Consider the following 19,753-nt stretch of genomic DNA (forward strand, 5'->3'; position numbering starts at 1 on the left):
GCAGCTCTTCCCCCCCCAAACACTTAGATACTGAGTGCGAACGTATAGCATGGATTCAGCACTCGACGAGGTCGAGTATCTCACACGCTCAGAACACCGCATTGAAGTGATCGACGCACTGGCCGACGGTCCGCATAGCCGATCAGACCTACGAGCCATAACTGGCGCATCGTCGTCCACGATTGGACGGATGCTGCGCGAATTCGAAACGCAGGGCTGGGTCGTCCGAGACGGCCACCAGCATCAGGCGACGCCCGCGGGTCGATTCATCGCGGAGGAGGTCACGACGTTGCTCACGCGGGTAGAAACGGAGCGGACACTCCGGGATGTCGCGCAGTGGCTCCCGACGGAGAAACTCGGTATTACGATTGAGGCGTTTGCCGAAGCGATTATCACAGTCTCTGACGACGAGGATCCCTACAGGCCAGTCGAGCGTTACGACGAGCTCATCGAGGACGCTAAGACGATGCGGGCATTTGGCACGGCAACCCTCAAGTCGGCCAACGCCGGATCATTGTTCCGAAACGTCCGCGCCGGCATGGAAACGGAGATCATTTACCCTCCACCCATCGTCGAGGCCGTCCTCGACTGGTCGCCCCAAGCAGCCAAAAAAAGGTCTTGCTAGCGGGAACCTCACTATCCTGCTGCACGACACTCTTCCGTGCGGACTCACCATCTTCGACGACCGTGTCGTGCTCACTGGCTACAACCCTGATACAGGCATGTTACGGGCAATCGTCGATACCGACGCTCCGAAAGCACGCGAGTGGGCGATTCCACTCTACGAGTGCTATCGTGACGAGGCCCGACCCCTCGAAGTAGAAGCTACCGAGACGTAACCCGAGATTCTCGACGAGGACGCACGGTCTCCGCCACCGGTCAAAAGCTCCATCATCTTTGATGCGACGATGCGCGGCTACCGAGAGGTCCTCCCCTTGGTGGACATCCCGATGCTGGTATACGCCGGTACGGACGAAAAGTGGCGGGCGGTGGATATGGTCGAGCGGACTGCGGAACTCGTCTCGGACGCTCGCTTTGAGCTATTCGAGGAAAGTGGGCACTGCCCACCATTGAGGAACCTGATCGGTTCAATCAGATCGTTGGACAGTTCATCGATTCACTGTAATCAACTGTGTTATCTCCAATACCCAATACCAGTGCCCCACTATTCTTTCGGGCCGCTGCACTAAACCAGCGGCATCCTCCACCCGTATCTGGAACGGATGTCGGAAGTGAGGAGGTGATCGATTGCCGGTCGTCTAGTTCGATGCACGGATGAACGTGAGTACCTCGTCAACAAATCGGTCCGGTGCAGTATTCATTGGCTCGTGTGCGTGCTCGTCGAAGATAACGATCCGGCTGTTCGGGAGCGCAGCGCCGACCGCTTCGGTCGCGTCTCTGTAGAGTGGAGGGCTCTCACCCCCGGACAGCAGCAACGTCGGCGTGGTCAGTCCCTCGAACCGGGTGGCATCGAACTCGTACTTGGCGATCGCTCGCAACTCGCGGGGCAGTGCTTGGGCCGCCTCAACCATCTCCTGCCAGATCGGTGCCGAGCGAACCGCGTTGAGTTCGTCCGGCGTAAGTTGACCGACGTCTTGCAGGAACAAAACGAGCGCCTGCTCGCTCTCACCGTTGTCGAGCAACCGTTTCATTGCGGTGACCGCTTCTTCGACGTTAAGTTCGTTGTTGCCGACCGCAATGGGGGGTTGGTTCAGGATCAGTTTGCGTAGATTATCGGTATGTAGGGCACCTTCCAGTGAATAGAGGGCCCCGCCTGAATGCCCGAGCAGTGTCACTGGGTCGTCGATCGAATCGACGACCGCAGCCACGTCCTCGGCCTCTCGTTCCAGCTCGTACGTGGCGGCGTCGCCGCTCGCCCCACGACCGCGACGGCTGATCGCGTATACGGTGCAACGTTCCGCGAAAGCAGGATGGGCTCCAGCTAAATCCCAGAATTTGTGAACGTCGCCGTTCCCGTGGACGAGCACGAGCGGTGGCCCGCTCCCCGTTCGCTCGAAGGCGACCGTAGTTCCATCCGTGGACGTGACTGTTCCTGTTTCCTTCCCCGTGCCTGGTGGTGTCGCTTCTGCCATCGGGTGGATCACCCAGGGTCACTACGTGGCGTCATCACATAGTCGCATTCCGTGAAAGATCCGCAGAGCCTGACCACGATGCACGAGCCGACCAGGAACGCGAGGTACTCCGTGTCGATCCGTAGGTGAATAATACACGCCCTGCTGCAGCACAGCCAATACAATTTATCTCTGTCCGGAAATCTCGATAGAGGCGAAAATCATTCAACACCACGTTACTCGGCATGAGCATCCCTCGCTGGCTACGGGGATATTCGTCGTGTCTATCACTGGTGACTGATTCGGTCAGTGACAGGATGGGTAGAGGGAACGATTCACTCGCTTGCAGCCGGTGGCTCACTTTCATCGGCTACAGGAGGACCAGACGCTGGGTGAATTGCACTAGATACCTATGTCTTCATTCGCCCCGTCTCGGGATACGCAGGACGACCAACTATGACAACAGAAACCCGCACGCCGGCAGAATCAATTGATGAAGAGAAACTAGACGAACTCGTCGGAACAGCCGTGAACGATCTCGGCGGTGCGGTCCAAGCCGCACTGGCCGAAATCGGTGACTGGCTCGGCCTCTACACGGCATTGGCCGACGCAGGACCACTCACATCTACTGAACTGGCCGAACAGACAGATACCCACGAACGCTACGTGCGTGAGTGGCTACGCTCGCAGGCTGCTGGTGGCTACGTAACCTACGACCCCGAGACAGGTCTGTATAGTCTTTCTCCCGAACAGAAGGCCGTGTTAGCTGATGAGGACAGTCCGGCGTTCATGTTGGGCGGCTTCCAAGGAATGAACGCTATCCTTGCGGACGTTCAAGACGACATCGAAGCGGCGTTCCGGACTGGCGACGGTGTAGGATGGCACGAGCACCACCCGGAACTGTTCCCGGCCACGGAGCGGTTCTACAAACCTGGCTATGCGGCCAGCCTAGTGAGTGAGTGGATCCCTTCCCTTGAAGGGGTAGATGAGAAGCTCGAAAACGGCGCACGCGTGGCCGACATCGGCTGTGGCTATGGGGCAACAACGATCCTCATGGCCGAGGCGTACCCGAATTCGACGTTCGTCGGCATCGACTACCACGACCACTCGATAGACATGGCACGTGAGCGCGCCGAAGAGGCTGGTGTCGCCGGCCGCCTCAGCTTCGAGGTGGCGACAGCTGAGGAGTATAATGGGAACGACTACGACCTAGTAACCATATTCGACGCCTTCCACGACATGGGCAATCCCGTCGGCGTGGCGGCGCACGTCCGGGAGACGCTCGCCGACGACGGGACGTTGATGTTGATCGAGCCGTTCGCCAACGATCAGGTCGAAGACAATCTGAACCCGGTGGGGCGAGTGTTCTACGGCTTCTCGACAATGTTCTGCACGCCGAACTCGCTTGACCAAGGCGGAAATCCTGCACTGGGTGCGCAAGCGGGCGAGGAACGGCTGCGTGAGGTGGTTACTGAAGGAGGCTTCAGCCGATTCCGGCAGGCGGCTGAGACACCGTTCAATCTGGTACTCGAAGTCAGAGAGTGATGGTTACCCCCGACCTCAAAACGAGGGGTCGATACATTTTGAGTTCTTTCTCCGCAGCCCTCATCGTCACGCATCTGTGAACTATTTGCACTGGAGTTACTGATTTACTGAATGCAGCCTCTGTATTCAGTACGAAGTCTTGACAGGCCCTACGGACGTCCCGAATCAAGACTACTGATTCGGAGCCATCGAAGATTGCTCTTCAATCGGCGATTGATTTTCTCGAACGCGACCAGTTTGGCTGTACGCGAATTTCCGAGACGTCCACTCAACCGTTCGGTCATCGAATGAAAGTGAAATCAGGCTCGTTCGACCGATTATCGCTGTGCTGTCGGGCGTTTATCTCGCGTCAAATGTATGGGCGCTGCAGGATTTGAACCCGCGACAGCTTGGTCCGAAGCCAAGAACTCTGTCCAGACTGAGCTAAGCGCCCGCATCGCTTCGTTCCCGATGTATCCGTATAAGTCACTCGATTTTCACCGCTTTCGACAGTGACAGACACGCCCACGCCTCGAGAGTTTTCACCCACTGACAATCGCCGTCAGGGGTCTTTGTTATGTAGTCCCAACGTCTACGCGTACCATGACGAAATCCGAGGCCCCCGTTCCCGACGAGGTGCAATCCGGTGCGACCCCGCTCGAGTTACTCTCCGACGACGAGCACGTCTGGACCGCCGTCCCCGCGGACGCGAGCGGCGACGAGCGGGTGAGCAAGTGGCTCGAGATCGAAGACGAGGTGCTCTGCGACCTCGAGCAGTGGCGCTGAAACGCGGGACGGACGCCGGTTCCGCTAGCGGTCGATTCCTCTCTTTCTGTCCGCGAGTAATGTCGGTTCGAGTTCGCCGTCGGCCGTTCGAAAATCGATTCAACGGTCGTACTGTGGCGCTCCTCGACGGCGGACCGCACCGTTTAACCGGTCCGCATGACCACTCCAGCGTATGACAGCCGGGGAGACTGGTCGCGGGTTGCTCGAGTTGACGCGGCCGGTGAACGTGATCGCGGCGGGCGTGCTGACGTTCATCGGCTCGTTCGTCGCCGGCGGCGTGACTGAGGAGCCGATCGCAGTCGCTGCAGCGGTGGGTGCCACGGCGTTGGCGGTCGGTGCGGGGAACGCGATCAACGACTATTTTGATCGGGAGATCGACCGAATCAACCAACCCGAGCGGGCGATCCCCCGCGGTGCGGTGAGTCCGCGTGGCGCGCTGGCGTTCAGCATCGTCCTCTTCGCTGGCGCGGTCGCCCTTGCGCTGGCACTGCCCCCGTTAGCGATCGGTATCGCGGTCGTCAATCTCCTGGCGTTGATCGCGTACACTGAGTTCTTCAAGGGCCTTCCCGGACTGGGTAACGCGCTCGTCGCGTACCTCGTCGGCAGCACGTTCCTCTTCGGCGCGGCGGCGATCGAGGGAGGAGAGATCGGTCCAGCGGTCGTGCTCTTCGTGCTCGCGGCGATCGCGACGCTGACCCGAGAGATCATCAAGGACGTCGAGGACCTCGAGGGCGACCGCGAGGAAGGACTGCACACGCTTCCGATCGCGATCGGGGAACGCCGGGCGCTCGCCGTCGCGGCCCTCTTGCTCGTGGCGGCAGTCGTCGCCAGTCCGATGCCCTACCTCCGCGAGGAGTTCGGGGTCGCGTATCTACTCGTCGTCGTCCCCGCGGACGCGATCATGCTTATCGCCGCTTACGAGAGCTTCGCGGACCCGACCGCCGGCCAATCACATCTCAAGTACGGGATGTTCCTCGCCGCAGTGGCGTTTATGGTCGGTCGTGCTGCTCTCTCGGTATCACTGCCACTGTAGTTCGCGATTGTACCGGTATAGCGCGATCGGAAGTGGACGATAGCCGGACATGTGAGACGATTGAACGAGTGATCCGTATATTGTAATCAAAAGTACTATAAGCGGCTTCGCGTATTCTCATACAACACGCCGGCCATCGGAGTGAGCTGTGGTACCAGCTCGTTGCCACGGCGATGGATGTGAGTATTCCGTATGTATGACCTCGCAGATGTCCTGCCGGACGCCGAACTCGATCCGGGGACGAACGTACTCGTCGCGGGCCCGCCACTGACGGGGAAACGACGGATCGCCTTCGATATCCTCGCGAGCGGCGCGAACCGCGGTGATGGCTCGATCATCGTCACCACGAAGGATAGCGCCGACAAGGTCCTCGAGAGCTTCGACGACCGTATCGACGAAGGCATCGAACCTGACATCGGTGTCGTCGACTGCGTAACGAAGCAACGTGGCATCGGGACCATCGACGACGATCCGCGGATCAAATACGCCTCCTCGCCAGTTGATATGACCGGCATCGGGATCAAACTCTCCGAGTTCCTCCAGGAGTTCTACGAGACGCGAGGGGTCACCGAGAACCGCGTCCTGTTGCACTCCGTCTCGACGCTACTGATGTACTCCGATCTGCAGACCGTCTTCCGGTTCCTCCACGTCTTCACGGGTCGAATCCAGAGCGCCGACGCACTGGGCGTTTACGTCATCGACTCGACGGCTCACGACGACCAGACGATGAACACGCTCAAACAGCTGTTCGATGCCGTCATCGAACTCGAGGAAGGGGCCGATGGCGAGGAGCCCCCGATTCGGACGGCCGGGTTTTCGACGTAAGTGGCTGTCACGACGATTTCCCATCCGCAATCAGACGGAGCCGTAGCCACCGCAATTTCGGCGCTGTAACGGCCGACCGCCCGTCCGCTATCGGGTAGGAACTCGAACGGGGCCGAGCGCTCGCGAGCCGAACCGATGCGAACACGGCCGCCGAGCCGCGCGTAGCGAGGTGCAGGCCGCGAGCGCGAGAGGGCTTTCGGAGTGGTGCGGCATCGAATCCCTCGAGGATCGACGTCCTCGACGCCACAACTTACTACCGCCTTACCCCCGCGCCGTAACTCACTACCGCCATACCCCCGCGCCGCAACGCACTACCGCCACGACCCCGAGACGTTTACTCCTCGAGCCCGTACGCTGCGGTATGCCAGTCGAATCCGCGGACGAACTCGAGGCGATTCTCGGATACGACACGATCGCCGTCGTCGGCTGCTCGAGCACGCCCGGGAAGGCAGCCCACGACGTGCCGAAGTACCTGCTCGAGCACGGCTACAACGTGCTCCCGGTCAACCCCTACGCGGACGAAATATTCGGCCGCGAGGTGGATGACTCCCTCGCGGACGTCGAGGAGGAGATCGACGTCGTCTGTATCTTCCGCCCGAGTGACGAGGTGAGCGAGATCGTCGACGCGGCGCTCGAGCGCGACGACGTGCGCGTCATCTGGACCCAGCAGGGCATTCGCGACGACGAGGCGGCGGCCCGCGCGGAGACCGACGGTCGAACCGTCGTCCAGGATCGGTGTATGAAGGTCCAGCACCGGCGTCTGGTCGCTTGAGGGAATCGGTCACGAAACCGACGCCGATTCCGCCCGAAGCTCGGTCAGCGCGTCGTCGAGGGTCGTGTACATCACGCCGTCGACGATCGACTCGAGGTGTCGTAGTCGGATCGCCGTTTGAACGACCGGTTCGTCGGGGAGTTCGGTGACGGTCGAACCGATTTCGTCAGTATCGACGGCAACCGGGTACCGGTATTTTTCGACGCGCTCGGCAACGTACCGACGCGTCGAGCGCTCGTCGCCCGTTAGCCGGTCGCGGATCGCTCGTCGCTGCTCCGCCGAGACGGTCTCGGCGACCGGAACCGAACAGACCGACTCGCAGTACCACGTCAGCGCTCGAGCGGCGGCCGCGAGCAGCGCTTCGTTCGACCGGTCGAGCGACGCGTAGAGTTCGGACGCGGCGGCGTCGATCGCGGCCCGGCGCTGGGCCACGAGTTCCTCGAGTCGGTCCGGAACGTCGGACGCGAGGACGGCCTCGATCAGCGCCTCGGTCGAGCGGTACTCGTCGGGATTCCCGTCGAAGCAGACGAGCGGCAGCGTCGCGACGCCGTTCTCGACGTCTTCGGGCAGGTCCGCGAGGTCGTCGATGACGGTCAACACGAACAGGCCGTTCGTCGCGATCGTCCGCAGGTGCTCGAGTTGCGCGTCGGAATAGCAGCCGAGAGCCGCGATGATCTCGACCGCGAGGTCGCCCCAGATGCCGCCGCGCTCCTCGATGCGAGCGATCGCATCGTCGACGGTCGCCGTCGTCGCGTCGAACGCTTCCTCCGCGAGCTGGCCCGACCCGATTTCGCGGACGGTCTCGAGCGCCGAGCGCAGGTTGACGTCGGCCGGCGTCTCGGCGACGGCGGCGGCGACGTTCGTGAAGGCGAGATCGCCGACCGAGACGTGTTCGTTCAGGCGCTGCTTGCGATCCGCGCACCACGTATCCGCCTCGTCGATCGCGTCGTCGTGGAGCGCGCTCGTGACGAAGAGATCGGTCGGGATCGACGCGAGCGTCGCGGCGAGTTCCTCGTCGTCGGTCTCGAGCGACGCGAAAAAGTACGTGAACGCACCTAACAGGCCGCCCTGGTCGGCGTAGGCGTCGACTTTCGGCCGAAGGGCGGGTGGCAGGTCCGCTTCGGACTGGAGGAAGTCCGACAGCCGGCTCATACCCACTTCTTCCGGGGAAATCAAAAGAGTGTACTGGTTAGCGGCCGCATCCGGACCGATCACCGGTCGGTGCCCCGGTCTGACAGCGGTCTACGACGTCCACTCCTCGAACGAGCGGTAGATCCCCTTCGAGAGGTAGCGCTCGCTCGAGTCGGGGAAGATCGTCACGACCGTCTCGTGGGGGACCTCGAGGTCGCCGTCGTCGATCCGTTCGGCGACCCGTTTCGACGCCACGCTCGCGGCGCCCGCACTCGAGGCGACCAGATGCCCCTCCTCGCGGGCGAGCCGTTCGAGTTCCGCGTGGGCCGCTCGGTCCGAGACGGCGTCGACCGCGTCGACCAGTTCGGGCTCGAATAGTTCGTTGGTCGCGGTGTCGTGGGTGCCGATGCCCTCGGTCTTGTACTCGGCTTCCGCGCGGTCGTCGCCGAGGAGTTCGCCGTACACCGATCCCTCGGGCTCGACGGCGACGATGTGGGTTTCCGGCTCCTGCTCGAGCGCGTAGCGGGCGATTCCCATGAGCGTGCCGGCGGTGCCACAGCCGGCGACGACCGCGCCGACCTGGCCGTCAAGTGCCTCGAAAATTTCCGGAGCAGTCGTCTCGTAGTGGGCCTCGGTGTTCAGGGGGTTCGAGAACTGCTGGGGGACGGCGGCGTCCTCGAGTTCCGCGGCGAGTTCGTGAGCGCGAGCGATAGCACCGTCCATGCCGTCGTCCGTGGGCGTGTTGATGACCTCCGCCCCCAGCGCCGCCATCAACTGCTGTTTCTCAACGCTGAACCGCTCGGGGACGACGAAAATCGACTCCAGGCCCAGTTGCTCGGCCGCGATCGCCAGCCCGATCCCCGTGTTGCCGGCCGTCGGCTCGATAATCGTTCCGCCGGGTGCCACGTCGCCGCGCTCGAGCATTCGCTCGAGCATGTACTTCCCGATCCGGTCTTTGATGCTGGCCCCGGGGTTGAACGTCTCGAGTTTCGCGTAGATGGGGACGTCCGCGGGACCGTCCTGCAGCCGGACGAGCGGCGTTCGACCGATCGTCTCGAGGACCGAGTCCGCCGGCTCCTCGTGGGTCGTCATCGTACTGGCAGAAGGCGCCCCCGCTGTTAGCTCTTGTCCCGAAGCCGTGCCCGAGGCCGGGAACGTGAACGGACGAAACGGCGGGAGTCTCGAGCCGTTATTCGGCGGTCGTGTCGCCCGCGGTCGCCTCGGCCGTCGCATCCCCATCGGTCGCCGAATCGGCGGCCTCGTCCTCGAGTTCGGCTTCGTCGATCGCCGCCTCCGCCAGGATTTCCTCGCCGTCGAGCCCCTGTTCCTCGGCGATGGCGAGCAAGAGCGCGCGCTGTTCGGTGAGCTGGTGGTCCATGCGCGTGACCGTGTCGTGGGTTTCGTCCATCTCCTCTTCCAGCCCCGTAATGCGCTGCTGGAGTTTCTGTACCTGCTTGTACATTGCTTCCGCTCGGTCCGAGATGCCCTGAATCTTCTTTGCGGTGCTGCCGAGTCCCATACCCGAAGGATGTGTCGGGGAACTAATGGGCCTTTTCCTCCGCTCCGAGCGGAGGTCTCGCCCGAATCAGCGACGGATACGGCCGGTCGACCACGGTACGCTTGAGCGAGTTAGCCACCGCGCACTCGAGCGCACGGAGACGAAAGGCCCATAAGTACCCATTGCCTATGGTGAACTGGACTAGGTCGGGCAGTTTGGCCCTGCTCGTTACCCGCGCTATGGTCATTAGCGGGGACCGAACACCGCAGGCGTCCGGTCAGACCGACCGGGGCCTCGGGAGCCAACAGAGAAGCCTCGTCCGTCGGGGACAGCGGTCCACGATGGCCGTCCGCAGGGACGCCCCATCGTGGTTAGTCGGCGACAGCCCATCAGGCGCGGAAGCGAGCAGTGGACCGCCGGACACCTGTCGCTCGACGGGTTGCGGGGTGGAGAAGGCAACCGAGATTCCCCCGGTCGGAACGCCGGGCAACCGCGGTTGTCCGCATTCATACCGACCTTTTACTCTACGTGAGCAGCGGCGCTGCGCGCCGCGCTCACTCGGTAAAAGGTCGATCAAAAGCACTCCTCCTTCCTCTCAGCTCGTTTCTCTCGCTTCGAGTCAGTCGTCGGCCCGCTCGCTGAGCCTATCTCACGGCCTTCGGCCGTTCGCCTGTTCGCGGCGCGTAGCGCCGCGCACGGCTTCGCTCGCGGTCGGTACCGGGTAACCGCCTGCCCTTCCCCGTTGAGCGGACGCTCCGCGTCCGCGAGGTCGTCGGCGCGAAGCGCCGACTGCTCGAGGGACCAGCGGTCCCTCGCCGCTCGGAAGAGCTTGCTCTTCCGCTGGGTCGCGCGGCTCTCACTGTCGTTCGAGCAGCGTTCCCGGCCACTGACCGCGTGGACGAACTCGAGTCACTCGTCGGGCCTCTCTCCGGACACAATAACGGAAAAACTTACAGCAGCTCTTCTAAAGGAGTACACCAATGACGACTCGTCGATTCGCAGCTGTTCTCGGAATCATTGTCGTGGGCGTTCTCCTCAGTGGCTGCATCGCTTTCGACGCTCCCTCGAGCGGTCCCGACAATCCCGACGGTCCCGACGATTCCGACGGCCCCGATCCAGAAGCGGTGTTCGAGGGCGCGTTCGTCCACGCCGACGATCTCGAGGACGTGCAGGGGAATCGGACGAGCGAAGTAACCAACGGCTCCGTGACGGTCACGGAACTCGTTCGTGTTCAGGAGCGACCGTACATCGACGAACGAACCGAAGTACTCGACGCATCGGATCCCGCTGCGAAAGGGAACGTCTACGTCTCGAACGCGTCGAAGAACTGGTTCTATTTCCCCGACTCACAGGTGGCGCAGTACTTCAAGCCGGACGAGCCGTTCGACAATGAACGGGTTCGATCGGATCGGGCCAAGATGGCCGACCAGCAACTCGAGAAGTACGATCTCGAGTATCAGGGCACGGAACAGATCGCAGGGCGGGACGCACACGTTCTCGACGTCGAAGCGAAAAACGAGACCGTCGAAAAAGGAATTTCGGCGATCATTGGCGACACCAAGTTCGTCTACGCCCTCGAGACGAGCGACCCGAAAGACGAACTGCAGGCCGTCGAACAGACGCTGTGGATCGACACGGAGTACGACTACCCGCTCAAGGAGCGAGTCGTGTTCGAACAACCGAACGGCGAGCGCATCGTCATGACCGAACAGTTCGAGTCGGTTTCGTTCAACACCGGTCTCGACGACGAGACGTTCACGTTCGAGCCGCCGGAAAACGCGACCGTTCAGGACATCTCGTAGGTCGATCAGCGGGGAACGGACGGAACGATGGCGGTTTTTTGCTGCTACTCTGCTGGTTGCACGACGCTCTTGTCACTCTCGAGGTCGAGTCCGCCCTCGAGCGTGCGGACGGGGTAGGGAATGTCGATCCCCTCCTCGTCGAAGCGACGTTTGACCGCGGTGACGTACTCCCCCCGGGTTCGAACGAAGTCGGCACGAGACGGGTTCGAGATCCAGATCCGCGACTGGAGGCCGACGTCGGAGTCGCCCAGTTCAGTCAGGCGAACGGACGGTTCGGGGGTGTCCATGATGTCGGGGTGGCGTTCGGCCTCGTCGACGATGACCTCGGTCGCCTGCTCGATGTCGTCGTCGTAGCCGATGCCGAAGACGAACTTCAGCCGGAGTTTATCGGCCTCGACGGGGTTCTTGAGGACTCCCTCAGTGAGCGCCGAATTGGGAACCGTGAGCAGTTCGTTGTCGAACGTTCGCACGCGGGTGACGCGGAGGCTGATGTCCTCGACGACGCCCGAGTAGGTGCCGTCCTCCCACTCGATCCAGTCGCCGATGCGGAACGGTTTGTCCGTGTAGATGAACACGCCGGCCACGAAGTTCGAGATGACGTTCTGCATCGCGAGCCCGACGGCGAGCGCGCCGGCCGCCGCGATACCGGCCATCGAGACGAGGAAGTTGCCGAAGCCAGCGAAGCCGAAGGCGACGGCGAACGCGAGGAAGCCGATTCCGAATCGGGTGAGCAATAACAACGGGTTCTGGGCGTGTTCGTCCAGTTCGCGCCTGTCGAGGGCTCGTTTAACCAGCGGGACGAACAGTAACCGACCGATCACCCAGATCACTGCGAGCGCGACGACGAATCGAATCGCTCCCTCGGCCATCCCGGCCTGCGTCGGAGTGAGCCACGCGTCCTCGAGCGCGTTTCCGATCACGCCGAGATCTCCAGTCCCGTTCTGTAGCAGCTTCGCGGGACTACCGCTCATCGATGCAACACTGCGGTGTGCCCGCGCGTATCGATGAGATCCGCGTGGACGTGCTCGGCGAGATCGGCCGCTTTCTCCTCGGTCGAACTTCCGGCGCGGGCGGCCCGCAGGAATTTCACCTTCACGAGGTCCCTGTCGGTTAGCTGGTCGTCGAGTTCGTCGACGACGGCGTCGATGCCGCTCTTGCCGACCCAGACGGTCACGTCGAGGTCGTGTGCGCGGCGCTTGAGTTCCTGTTGGTCCATACCCGGGAAAGGGAGAGGAGCGGTTTCAATCTTCTCGATTCGGCACGGACAGCCAGCGGAGTGACTGCGTCGTCGCGATTCGACCGTCGTTCGGTCTCGCTAATCTCAGGTCGCGGTTCAGTCTTCGTCGGAGACGCGGTCTTCGTACGGGTATCTCGCGTGCGCACCGCAGTCGCAGGTGACGACGACGTGACCGTCCCGTAACCTGACGCGAGCGTTGGCCCCCGGCCGGAGATACGCATCACACTGATCGCACGTGGACCGACGAAACGCGAGGGGCAACGTGAGCCGGTTTCGCTCCGCGACTCGCCGCGCGAGGCGGACGTAGTAGCGCGCTCGATCGGCGTCGCCGTCCGCTGCCGCCGCTCGAGCGAGGTCGTGAAGCCGCTCGATTCGTTCACCGGCGACGTCCATACCCGACGTTTCGTCGGTCGACCTATTGATGTTGCGCTCCGAAACCGGCGTCAGATCACGGACAGCTATCCAGCGCATCGGTAACTTATCACACGACTGCGCGTCCGAGACGAATCTACTCCCGAGTAGAAAGATTCTTTACAGTGACACGTCTTCATTCATAGTACGCAATATTGTTATATATCACATGATAGGAGGTGCTACATAACGCTATGAATTGGAACCCCACCCTCCCCGACGACGGTCTCAGCAGGCGGTCGTTCCTGGCGGCCGGCGCAACGGGGGCTGCAATCACGACGAGCGGCTGTATGAACAGCGTGCGAAGCGTGGTCGGTCAGGCCGGCGACAATCAGCTATCGCTCTCTATCGCGACGGTCCCGGCGGAAGGCGACAAGCAGAGCATCCAGATCGCGCGCCGTCTCGAGAGTAACCTCAAGAAGGCCGGTATGGCGGTCACACTTGACGTCCGCTCGCAATCGGAGCTGCTGAAAGCGGTCCTGATCGATCACGACTTCGATATCTACGTCGGTCTCCACCCCGCCGATTACGATCCGGACTTCCTCTACGAAACGCTCCACTCGACGTACGCGAACGAAGCCGGCTGGCAGAATCCATTCGGGCTCACCAACATGGCGTTCGACACGCTACTGGAGCGACAGCGCCACTCCGAGGGCGACCAGCGGAAGCGAGACGTCCAATCGGTCCTGAAAGCGCTGGCACAGGCGAAACCGTTTGACCCGATCTGTCTGCCCGACGAGTATCGCCTCGCCAGAGCGGATCGGTTCGAGGGCTGGACCGAAGCCGATCTCACGACCCGCCACGGCTATCTCGGTCTCGAGCCGGCGGACGGTGTCGATCAGCTCCACGCGCTCAGAACCGACGCTCGAGCGACGAGCAACCTCAACCCGCTCTCGGCGACGATGCGTGAGCGAAACACGACTATCGACCTGCTCTTCGATTCCCTGGCGACGGTCAACAACGGCGAGATAGAGCCGTGGTTGGCCACGTCCTGGGACTGGACGGAACCGGATGCCAGCGAGCAGGAATCGACGCTGACCGCGACAGTCACCCTCCACGAAGACTGTCAGTTCCACGACGGCGAGCCGCTGACCGCCGAGGATGTCGCCTTTACCTATCGGTTCCTCGAAGACACGTCGCTCGGACGAGGGCCCTCGTCGCCGGCACCGCGGTATCAGGGCCACGTCGACGTGATCGACGAGATCTCTGTCGACGACGACGCCGCCGATGGCGAGTACGAGCTGCTGTTCTCGTTCAAGGGCGGTCGGGAGGCCGCTAAGCGAGCGTTTACCGTCCCGATCCTGCCGAAACACTACTGGCGCGATCTCGTCGACCGACGAACTGCCAACGGCGAGTTCACCGCGCCGCAAGGCCGGTGGATCGCCGTCACGGGGGACCACATCCCGCCGGTCGGAAGCGGCCCGTTCCAGTTCGACAGTCGAACCCAGGACGAGCAACTCCGCCTCACCAGATACGAGGACCACTTTACGCTCCGTGAGGACGTGGCTCTCCCCGGGCCGACCGTCGACGAACTCCGATTCGATATCGAACCCAGCAGCGCGTCAGCGATCAGCCGGGTCGCCGACGGGAATGCGGACGTGACGGCCTCGATGCTCTCCGCATACACGTTGGACGCGCTTCCCGACTCCCCGGACGTCGAACAGTTGAAATCCACCTCGAGAACCTTCTACCATATCGGATTCAACGTCCGCAACGCACCCTTCAGCAACACGCACTTCCGACGCGCGGTTTCGCAATTGATCGACAAGGAAGCGGTCGTCGAGGACGTGTTCTACGGACACGCAACTCCCGTCGCAACGCCGGTCACCGACGAGTGGGTTCCCGAGAGCCTCGAGTGGAACGGTGAAGACCCCGTACTGCCGTTCATCGGGTCGAACGGGGAACTCAACGTCGAAGCGGCGAAAGCGACGTTCGAGAGAGCCGGCTTCCGGTACGATGATAACGGTCGGTTGCTTGGAGGCTACTAGGTGCGATGCTCGCCGAGGTGCTGACTCAGCTCGTCGTCGTAATCGCGATTCTGGTGCCGGTGTCGATCATCGTCTTCATCGGCCGTGAGCGCCTCGCTCGAACGCGCTCGGAGTGGCGGACTCGGCTCAAGACGACTGCCCCGGTGATCGCCGTGTTGATCGTCGTCTTACTGATCAACCGGGTCGCCCGACAGACCGCGCCGAAGCTATCGCGGCAGATCGGGATCCGCCTGACGTCGGCGTTTTACAATATCGAAGGGGAGTTCATCCTGGTCTTTCAGACGATTCAGACCCCGGAGACGTCAGCGTATTTCTCGTCGGTCTACGTCTACGGCTACACGTTCCTGCTGATCTTCCCGGTTATCGCCTACTTTACCCTCTCCGATACCCGGGTCTTTCGCCGCCTGTTGACGGCCTACGCCCTCAACTACGCGATCGGTCTCGTCCTGTATATCTTCGTGATCGCGTACGGTCCTCGGAATCTGATGCCCGCCGAACTCATGGAGCGGATGTTGTACAACACGAACCCAGAGTACCAGTATCTCACCCGCGAGGTCAACGCCAGCACGAACGTCTTCCCGTCGCTTCATACCTCGCTTTCGGCGACCGTCGCGGCGTTCGCGTGGCAAACGCGGTCCGCGTTTCCGAAGTGGTTCCCCATCGCGGTCGTGCTGGCGGCGAGCGTCGCGATTTCGACGATGTATCTCGGAATTCACTGGGGCATCGACGTCGCCGCGGGATTACTGCTCGCCGCCCTCTGTGTGAGCCTCTCGGATCGGCTCGTCGGTCGCTGGACGCTCGAGGAACTCGCTACAAAGGTCAGTGATCGATTCCCCTGGCTGCAGGAGCGACTCCCTTCGGTTCAGGAACAGGACTAAACGCGGGGAACCGAGTCCAACTGAGTCGACAGATCCCCCACCTGATCTACCGAAGTCGTGCGGCGTCACCGACGACTCATCCATTCAGGGAACATAATACTGTTATAGCGCGGTGGGTAATGATGAGAGACGACCATAATGAACGGACGACGTGGCGTCCCGAAACGCAGTAGCCGCGACACTGACGGCACATCCATCAGCCGTCGAGCCGCGCTCGCTGCGACCGCCGGTCTGACGGTCTCCACCAGCGGCTGTATGCAACGCCTCCGGAATCTCGTAACCCGGGACAATATCGACCAGCTCTCGCTAACGATCACTACCCTCCCCGCCGAAAGCGACAGAGCGTGCATCAGGATCGCGAACGGATTGGAACAGACGTTCACGGCAGCCGGAATCGATGTCTCCTTGGACGTTCGATCGGGCATCGACTTCCACCGGACGGTGCTGTACGACCACGATTTTGACATCTGTATCAGTCGTCATCCCGGCGGAACCGATCCCGACTACCTCTTCCAGGCGTTGTACTCGCGCTACGCCGACGAATCGGGCTGGCAGAACCCATTCGGCTACACTAACCTGGCCGTCGACGACCTCCTCGTGAAGCAACGCCGCGCCGAGGGCGATGAACGACGGCAGGCCGTCACGAGCGCACTCGAGGCGATCGCGGTCGAGCAGCCGTTCGTTCCGATCTGCATTCCTGAAGAACACCGAGCCGTCAGAACGGATCGATTCGCCGGCTGGAGCAAGGACCACCTCGCGACCCGTCGCGGCTATCTCGGTCTCGAGCCGTCGGTGGGCGTCGAGACGCTCCGCGCCACCCACACGGATGCCAGACCGACGGAAAATCTCAATCCGCTCGCGGTCGACTATCGCGGTCGCGGAACGATTACCGAGTTGCTCTACGACTCGCTGGCGACGGACGATCCCACTGGCACCGTCCACCCGTGGTTCGCAAAATCGTGGGACTGGGACGGAGCGACGATCGATGTCCGACTGCGAGACGGGTGCGAGTTCCACGACGGCACGTCGGTAACCGCCAGCGACGTCAAGTTCACGTACGAGTTTCTCAAAGACATGTCCTTCGAGGATGGGGATATCGACTCTCCAGCCCCCCGGTTCCGCGGTCAGGTCGAATCCGTCGAGACGGTCGACACCCGGGGCCGCAATCGCGTCGAGATTACGGTCGGGACGAATCGAGCGGTCGGCGAACGCGCCCTTCTCGTTCCGATACTCCCCGAACACGTCTGGCGCGACCGGACAGCCGACGCCAGGGGACCAGGCACTGTCAGCATCGCTCAGGGGACCACGAAGGCGGTCGTGACGAACAATATGGAACCGGTCGGAAGCGGCCCGTTCCGGTTCGCGGACCGAACCGAAGGCGAACGGCTCACCGTAGAACGGTTCGACTCTCACTTTACACTCGACCACGACGTCGATCTGCCGTCACCGACCGTCGACGAGTTCTCGGTCGGAATCGCCCCGAGCAGTAAAACGGCGGTTCAGGCCGTCGAGAACGACGACGCCGACGTCACGCTGTCGGCACTCGAGATGAACGTCATCGACGGCGTCAGCAGATCCGACGGTGGCCAGCTGGTCGAATCGCCGTCGTGGACGTTCTACTTCCTCGGCTTCAACGCGCGGAACGCACCGTTCAGTAACCCACGGTTCCGGCGCGTCCTCGCGCAGTTGATCGACAAGGAGTGGCTGGTGGAAGAGGTGTTCCACGGAAACGCACGACCCGTGGCGACGCCAGTCATCGACGAGTGGGTTCCCGAGAGCCTCGAGTGGAACGGGAGCGACCCCGAAACGCCGTTCCTTGGAACGGACGGAGAGATAAACGTCAACGCGGCACAAATGGCGTTCGAAGACGCTGGCTTCCGATACGACGAGCAGGACCGACTCCGCGTCAGACAGTGATCGGCGTCGTGTTCCCGTCGATGAGCGCGGAAGACGCGCTTCTCGCGTCGCTTATCGGCCGGAGAAGCGTCGAAAACGAGACGGTGACGTTATCGATCCTCGAGCGCGTCGGCGATGCGCTTGAGTGCGCGAGTCTGATCGCGTAGTTCGTCCCGCATCTGTCGGACCTCACGCACGAGTTCTTCGTTGCTCTCGTCCTGTGCGCTGGGACCGCCGGGACCAGCACCCGGACCGCCCGGGCCGGCACCGGGGCCGCCACCGCCGCCCATCATGCCGCCCATCATCTGTGCAAACGGGTTGCCGCCGCCCATACCGCCGGGGCCACCCGGACCGCCACCGCCGCCGAACGGGTTCTCGGGGGCCTCTCCTTCGCCGTCGCCCTCTTCGGCGCGTTTTTCGCGAATCTCCTCGACACGCTCGCGGAAGGATTTCTCCTCGCTATCCTCGCCTGTCTCTTCTCCGTCGGGAGAATCGTTTTCGTCCGTCATACCAATCGATTCTGGAGCGGCGGGGAAAAGGGTTGCCATGTCTCTGATGAGCACGCCGGACCGAACGTGATGCCTACCCGAACGATCCCAGCGACGATTGCAGATCGCGATTCGACGGGCCCTCTTCGAGGTCGTACCCCACGAGGTCGCGCATATCCACGGCGTAAGTCGTCCCGCCGTTCGTGAGCGCGACCAACCGCCCTTTCACGCCCACGACGGTCCCCGAGGCGATCGTCTCGCGAACCGGACGCGTCTCGAGGTCGACCCCGTAGTCGAAGTCGAACCGCTCGAGGATATCGAACTCCGCGAGGGTGGACTCCCACGCGGCCTCGTCGACCGTCGCGGCCAGCGAGGCGACCTTCGCCGGCGTCCGGACGCGATCGACCAGCCGCTGGGCGATCTCGGCCTCGATCTCGCGGGCGATCCGGCCGTTCGAGACGGTGTGGACGTGGGCCGCGCGGTCGGCTCCCTGTTCGCGCAGTCGGGTCTCGAGCCGCCGATGCTTGGTGACGCCGACCTTGAACGTGTCGGGGGCGAAGGCTGCGATGTACACCGCGTGCTCCTCGTAACAGTCCATTTCGTCTTTCAGGCAGGTGCCGGTACAGCGGGCACAGACCCACGTGCTCGTGTGGTACTCGCAGTAGGGGGCCGACGGCCGATCGCAGGCGACGTGCGCGCCGTCTTCGTCGATGGTGCCGGCACAGTGACGCTCTCCGAGCGAGTACGCGAGGTCCTCGCCGGCCTCGAGCGGTCGGTGGTCGATCTCCCCGGCGTCGTCGCTCACCAGCAGCGACGAGCCGTTCCCGCTCGAGCGGTAGCCGACCAGTTGCACGGGTTCGGGTTGGGACCGGGCGTAAATAGGCGTAGCGCTCTCAGGATTCGCCGTCTCGGACGCGCCGACCGATCGTTCGGCGGCCGCCGAGGAAGACCTATCCGCGACGACCCCGATTGGTGAGCCATGTCCCTCGAGGGAACGCTCGAGACGGCCGGTGACGACGCGCGTGACGCCGTGTTGTTCGTGTTCACCATTACCAACGCAGGCGGCGAAGCGGTCGAACTCGAGTTTACGGACGCGTGTACGGCGGAGTTCGTGCTCGCCGCGGACGAGGAAGAAGTTTGGCGATTCTCCGAGGGACGGGTGTTCGCGCAGGTACTCAGCTCGGAACCCCTCGCGCCCGGCGAGTCGGCGACGTACGAAGCGGAGTGGTCCGACCCCCAGCCGGGAACGTACACCGCGACCGCGGAGCTGCGAGCGACCGACGAGACCTGCGAGGCGAGAACCGACGTTTCGGTGCCGTCGTGACGCTCGCCGCTTTGGTGGCGTCGTAACACTCGCAACTTCGGTGCCGTCGTGAGACCCGTCGTTTGCGGGGTCGAACCGGTTCCAGCGC

20 protein-coding genes, 1 tRNA gene and 1 other RNA gene are annotated in these 19,753 nt (G+C 62.6%); 12 read left to right on the top strand and 10 right to left on the bottom strand.

What is annotated here, in order from left to right; all coding sequences use genetic code 11:
- Positions 1-49: 49 nt before the first annotated feature.
- A complete protein-coding gene (locus LDH74_RS01905) occupies positions 50-625 on the top strand; it encodes a helix-turn-helix domain-containing protein (RefSeq protein ID WP_226040948.1) in 576 nt (191 codons plus the stop codon).
- Positions 626-1,259: 634 nt separating this feature from the next.
- On the opposite strand, the gene LDH74_RS01910 is transcribed toward LDH74_RS01905, so the two are convergent.
- The gene (locus tag LDH74_RS01910) at positions 1,260-2,093 is read right to left on the bottom strand and encodes an alpha/beta hydrolase (protein WP_226040949.1); all 834 of its coding nucleotides are present in this window, start codon (positions 2,091-2,093) and stop codon (positions 1,260-1,262) included.
- A gap of 435 nt (positions 2,094-2,528) precedes the next feature.
- Here LDH74_RS01910 and LDH74_RS01915 point away from each other — a divergent pair, with 435 nt between their 5' ends.
- The gene (locus tag LDH74_RS01915; RefSeq protein ID WP_226040950.1) at positions 2,529-3,617 is read left to right on the top strand and encodes a class I SAM-dependent methyltransferase; all 1,089 of its coding nucleotides are present in this window, start codon (positions 2,529-2,531) and stop codon (positions 3,615-3,617) included.
- Between the two features lie 358 nt (positions 3,618-3,975).
- Here the strand turns inward: LDH74_RS01915 and LDH74_RS01920 are convergent.
- Positions 3,976-4,050 (bottom strand) — tRNA-Arg (locus tag LDH74_RS01920).
- 149 nt (positions 4,051-4,199) lie between these two features.
- On the opposite strand from LDH74_RS01920, the gene LDH74_RS01925 reads away from it, so the two are divergent.
- From LDH74_RS01925 to LDH74_RS01940, 4 genes are all read left to right on the top strand, one after another.
- Positions 4,200-4,382 (top strand): hypothetical protein, encoded by a 183-nt coding sequence (locus LDH74_RS01925; RefSeq protein ID WP_226040951.1) that lies wholly within the window; start codon positions 4,200-4,202, stop codon positions 4,380-4,382.
- Positions 4,383-4,554: 172 nt separating this feature from the next.
- Positions 4,555-5,415 (top strand): geranylgeranylglycerol-phosphate geranylgeranyltransferase, encoded by an 861-nt coding sequence (locus LDH74_RS01930; RefSeq protein WP_226040952.1) that lies wholly within the window; start codon positions 4,555-4,557, stop codon positions 5,413-5,415.
- A 192-nt stretch (positions 5,416-5,607) separates the two neighbouring features.
- Positions 5,608-6,240, top strand: coding sequence for a recombinase RecA (locus LDH74_RS01935; RefSeq protein WP_226040953.1), 633 nt, complete (start codon positions 5,608-5,610; stop codon positions 6,238-6,240).
- A gap of 361 nt (positions 6,241-6,601) precedes the next feature.
- Positions 6,602-7,012 (top strand): CoA-binding protein, encoded by a 411-nt coding sequence (locus LDH74_RS01940; RefSeq protein WP_226040954.1) that lies wholly within the window; start codon positions 6,602-6,604, stop codon positions 7,010-7,012.
- Positions 7,013-7,021: 9 nt separating this feature from the next.
- On the opposite strand, the gene LDH74_RS01945 is transcribed toward LDH74_RS01940, so the two are convergent.
- From LDH74_RS01945 to LDH74_RS01955, 3 genes are all read right to left on the bottom strand, one after another.
- Positions 7,022-8,164, bottom strand: coding sequence for a class 1 isoprenoid biosynthesis enzyme (locus tag LDH74_RS01945; RefSeq protein ID WP_226040955.1), 1,143 nt, complete (start codon positions 8,162-8,164; stop codon positions 7,022-7,024).
- A 90-nt stretch (positions 8,165-8,254) separates the two neighbouring features.
- Positions 8,255-9,235 (bottom strand): PLP-dependent cysteine synthase family protein, encoded by a 981-nt coding sequence (locus LDH74_RS01950; RefSeq protein WP_226040956.1) that lies wholly within the window; start codon positions 9,233-9,235, stop codon positions 8,255-8,257.
- 97 nt (positions 9,236-9,332) lie between these two features.
- Entirely contained in the window at positions 9,333-9,662 is a 330-nt protein-coding gene (locus LDH74_RS01955; RefSeq protein WP_226040957.1) for a DUF5798 family protein, read from the bottom strand.
- A 173-nt stretch (positions 9,663-9,835) separates the two neighbouring features.
- Between LDH74_RS01955 and ffs the strand changes: the two genes are divergently transcribed.
- An RNA gene (gene ffs / locus LDH74_RS01960) (signal recognition particle sRNA) lies at positions 9,836-10,147 on the top strand.
- Positions 10,148-10,621: 474 nt separating this feature from the next.
- Positions 10,622-11,443 carry a DUF2092 domain-containing protein gene (locus tag LDH74_RS01965; protein WP_226040958.1) on the top strand — a complete coding sequence of 274 codons (822 nt, stop codon included), beginning with the start codon at positions 10,622-10,624 and terminating at the stop codon, positions 11,441-11,443.
- Positions 11,444-11,487: 44 nt separating this feature from the next.
- Here the strand turns inward: LDH74_RS01965 and LDH74_RS01970 are convergent, their stop codons facing one another.
- From LDH74_RS01970 to LDH74_RS01980, 3 genes are all read right to left on the bottom strand, one after another.
- Complete coding sequence (locus LDH74_RS01970) at positions 11,488-12,414, bottom strand: mechanosensitive ion channel family protein (RefSeq protein WP_226040959.1); 927 nt, start codon at positions 12,412-12,414, stop codon at positions 11,488-11,490.
- Entirely contained in the window at positions 12,411-12,659 is a 249-nt protein-coding gene (locus LDH74_RS01975) for a YhbY family RNA-binding protein (protein WP_226040960.1), read from the bottom strand. Before LDH74_RS01975 ends, LDH74_RS01970 begins: the two co-directional genes overlap by 4 nt.
- A gap of 117 nt (positions 12,660-12,776) precedes the next feature.
- On the bottom strand, positions 12,777-13,073 hold the full coding sequence (locus LDH74_RS01980) for a ribonuclease P (RefSeq protein WP_226040961.1): 297 nt from the start codon (positions 13,071-13,073) through the stop codon (positions 12,777-12,779).
- 212 nt (positions 13,074-13,285) lie between these two features.
- On the opposite strand from LDH74_RS01980, the gene LDH74_RS01985 reads away from it, so the two are divergent.
- From LDH74_RS01985 to LDH74_RS01995, 3 genes are all read left to right on the top strand, one after another.
- The gene (locus tag LDH74_RS01985; protein WP_226040962.1) at positions 13,286-15,079 is read left to right on the top strand and encodes an ABC transporter substrate-binding protein; all 1,794 of its coding nucleotides are present in this window, start codon (positions 13,286-13,288) and stop codon (positions 15,077-15,079) included.
- A gap of 5 nt (positions 15,080-15,084) precedes the next feature.
- A complete protein-coding gene (locus LDH74_RS01990) occupies positions 15,085-15,957 on the top strand; it encodes a phosphatase PAP2 family protein (RefSeq protein ID WP_226040963.1) in 873 nt (290 codons plus the stop codon).
- Positions 15,958-16,095: 138 nt separating this feature from the next.
- Positions 16,096-17,874 (top strand): ABC transporter substrate-binding protein, encoded by a 1,779-nt coding sequence (locus LDH74_RS01995; protein WP_226040964.1) that lies wholly within the window; start codon positions 16,096-16,098, stop codon positions 17,872-17,874.
- Between the two features lie 89 nt (positions 17,875-17,963).
- On the opposite strand, the gene LDH74_RS02000 is transcribed toward LDH74_RS01995, so the two are convergent.
- Positions 17,964-18,362 (bottom strand): hypothetical protein, encoded by a 399-nt coding sequence (locus LDH74_RS02000; RefSeq protein WP_226040965.1) that lies wholly within the window; start codon positions 18,360-18,362, stop codon positions 17,964-17,966.
- Positions 18,363-18,435: 73 nt separating this feature from the next.
- Positions 18,436-19,194, bottom strand: a complete 759-nt coding sequence (locus LDH74_RS02005) for a DUF2797 domain-containing protein (RefSeq protein WP_226040966.1) — start codon at positions 19,192-19,194, stop codon at positions 18,436-18,438.
- Between the two features lie 126 nt (positions 19,195-19,320).
- On the opposite strand from LDH74_RS02005, the gene LDH74_RS02010 reads away from it, so the two are divergent.
- Entirely contained in the window at positions 19,321-19,665 is a 345-nt protein-coding gene (locus tag LDH74_RS02010; RefSeq protein ID WP_226040967.1) for a BsuPI-related putative proteinase inhibitor, read from the top strand.
- The last annotated feature ends 88 nt before the right edge of the window (positions 19,666-19,753 follow it).

It is taken from the genome of Natrinema sp. DC36 (genome assembly GCF_020405225.1).
GTDB lineage: Archaea > Halobacteriota > Halobacteria > Halobacteriales > Natrialbaceae > Natrinema.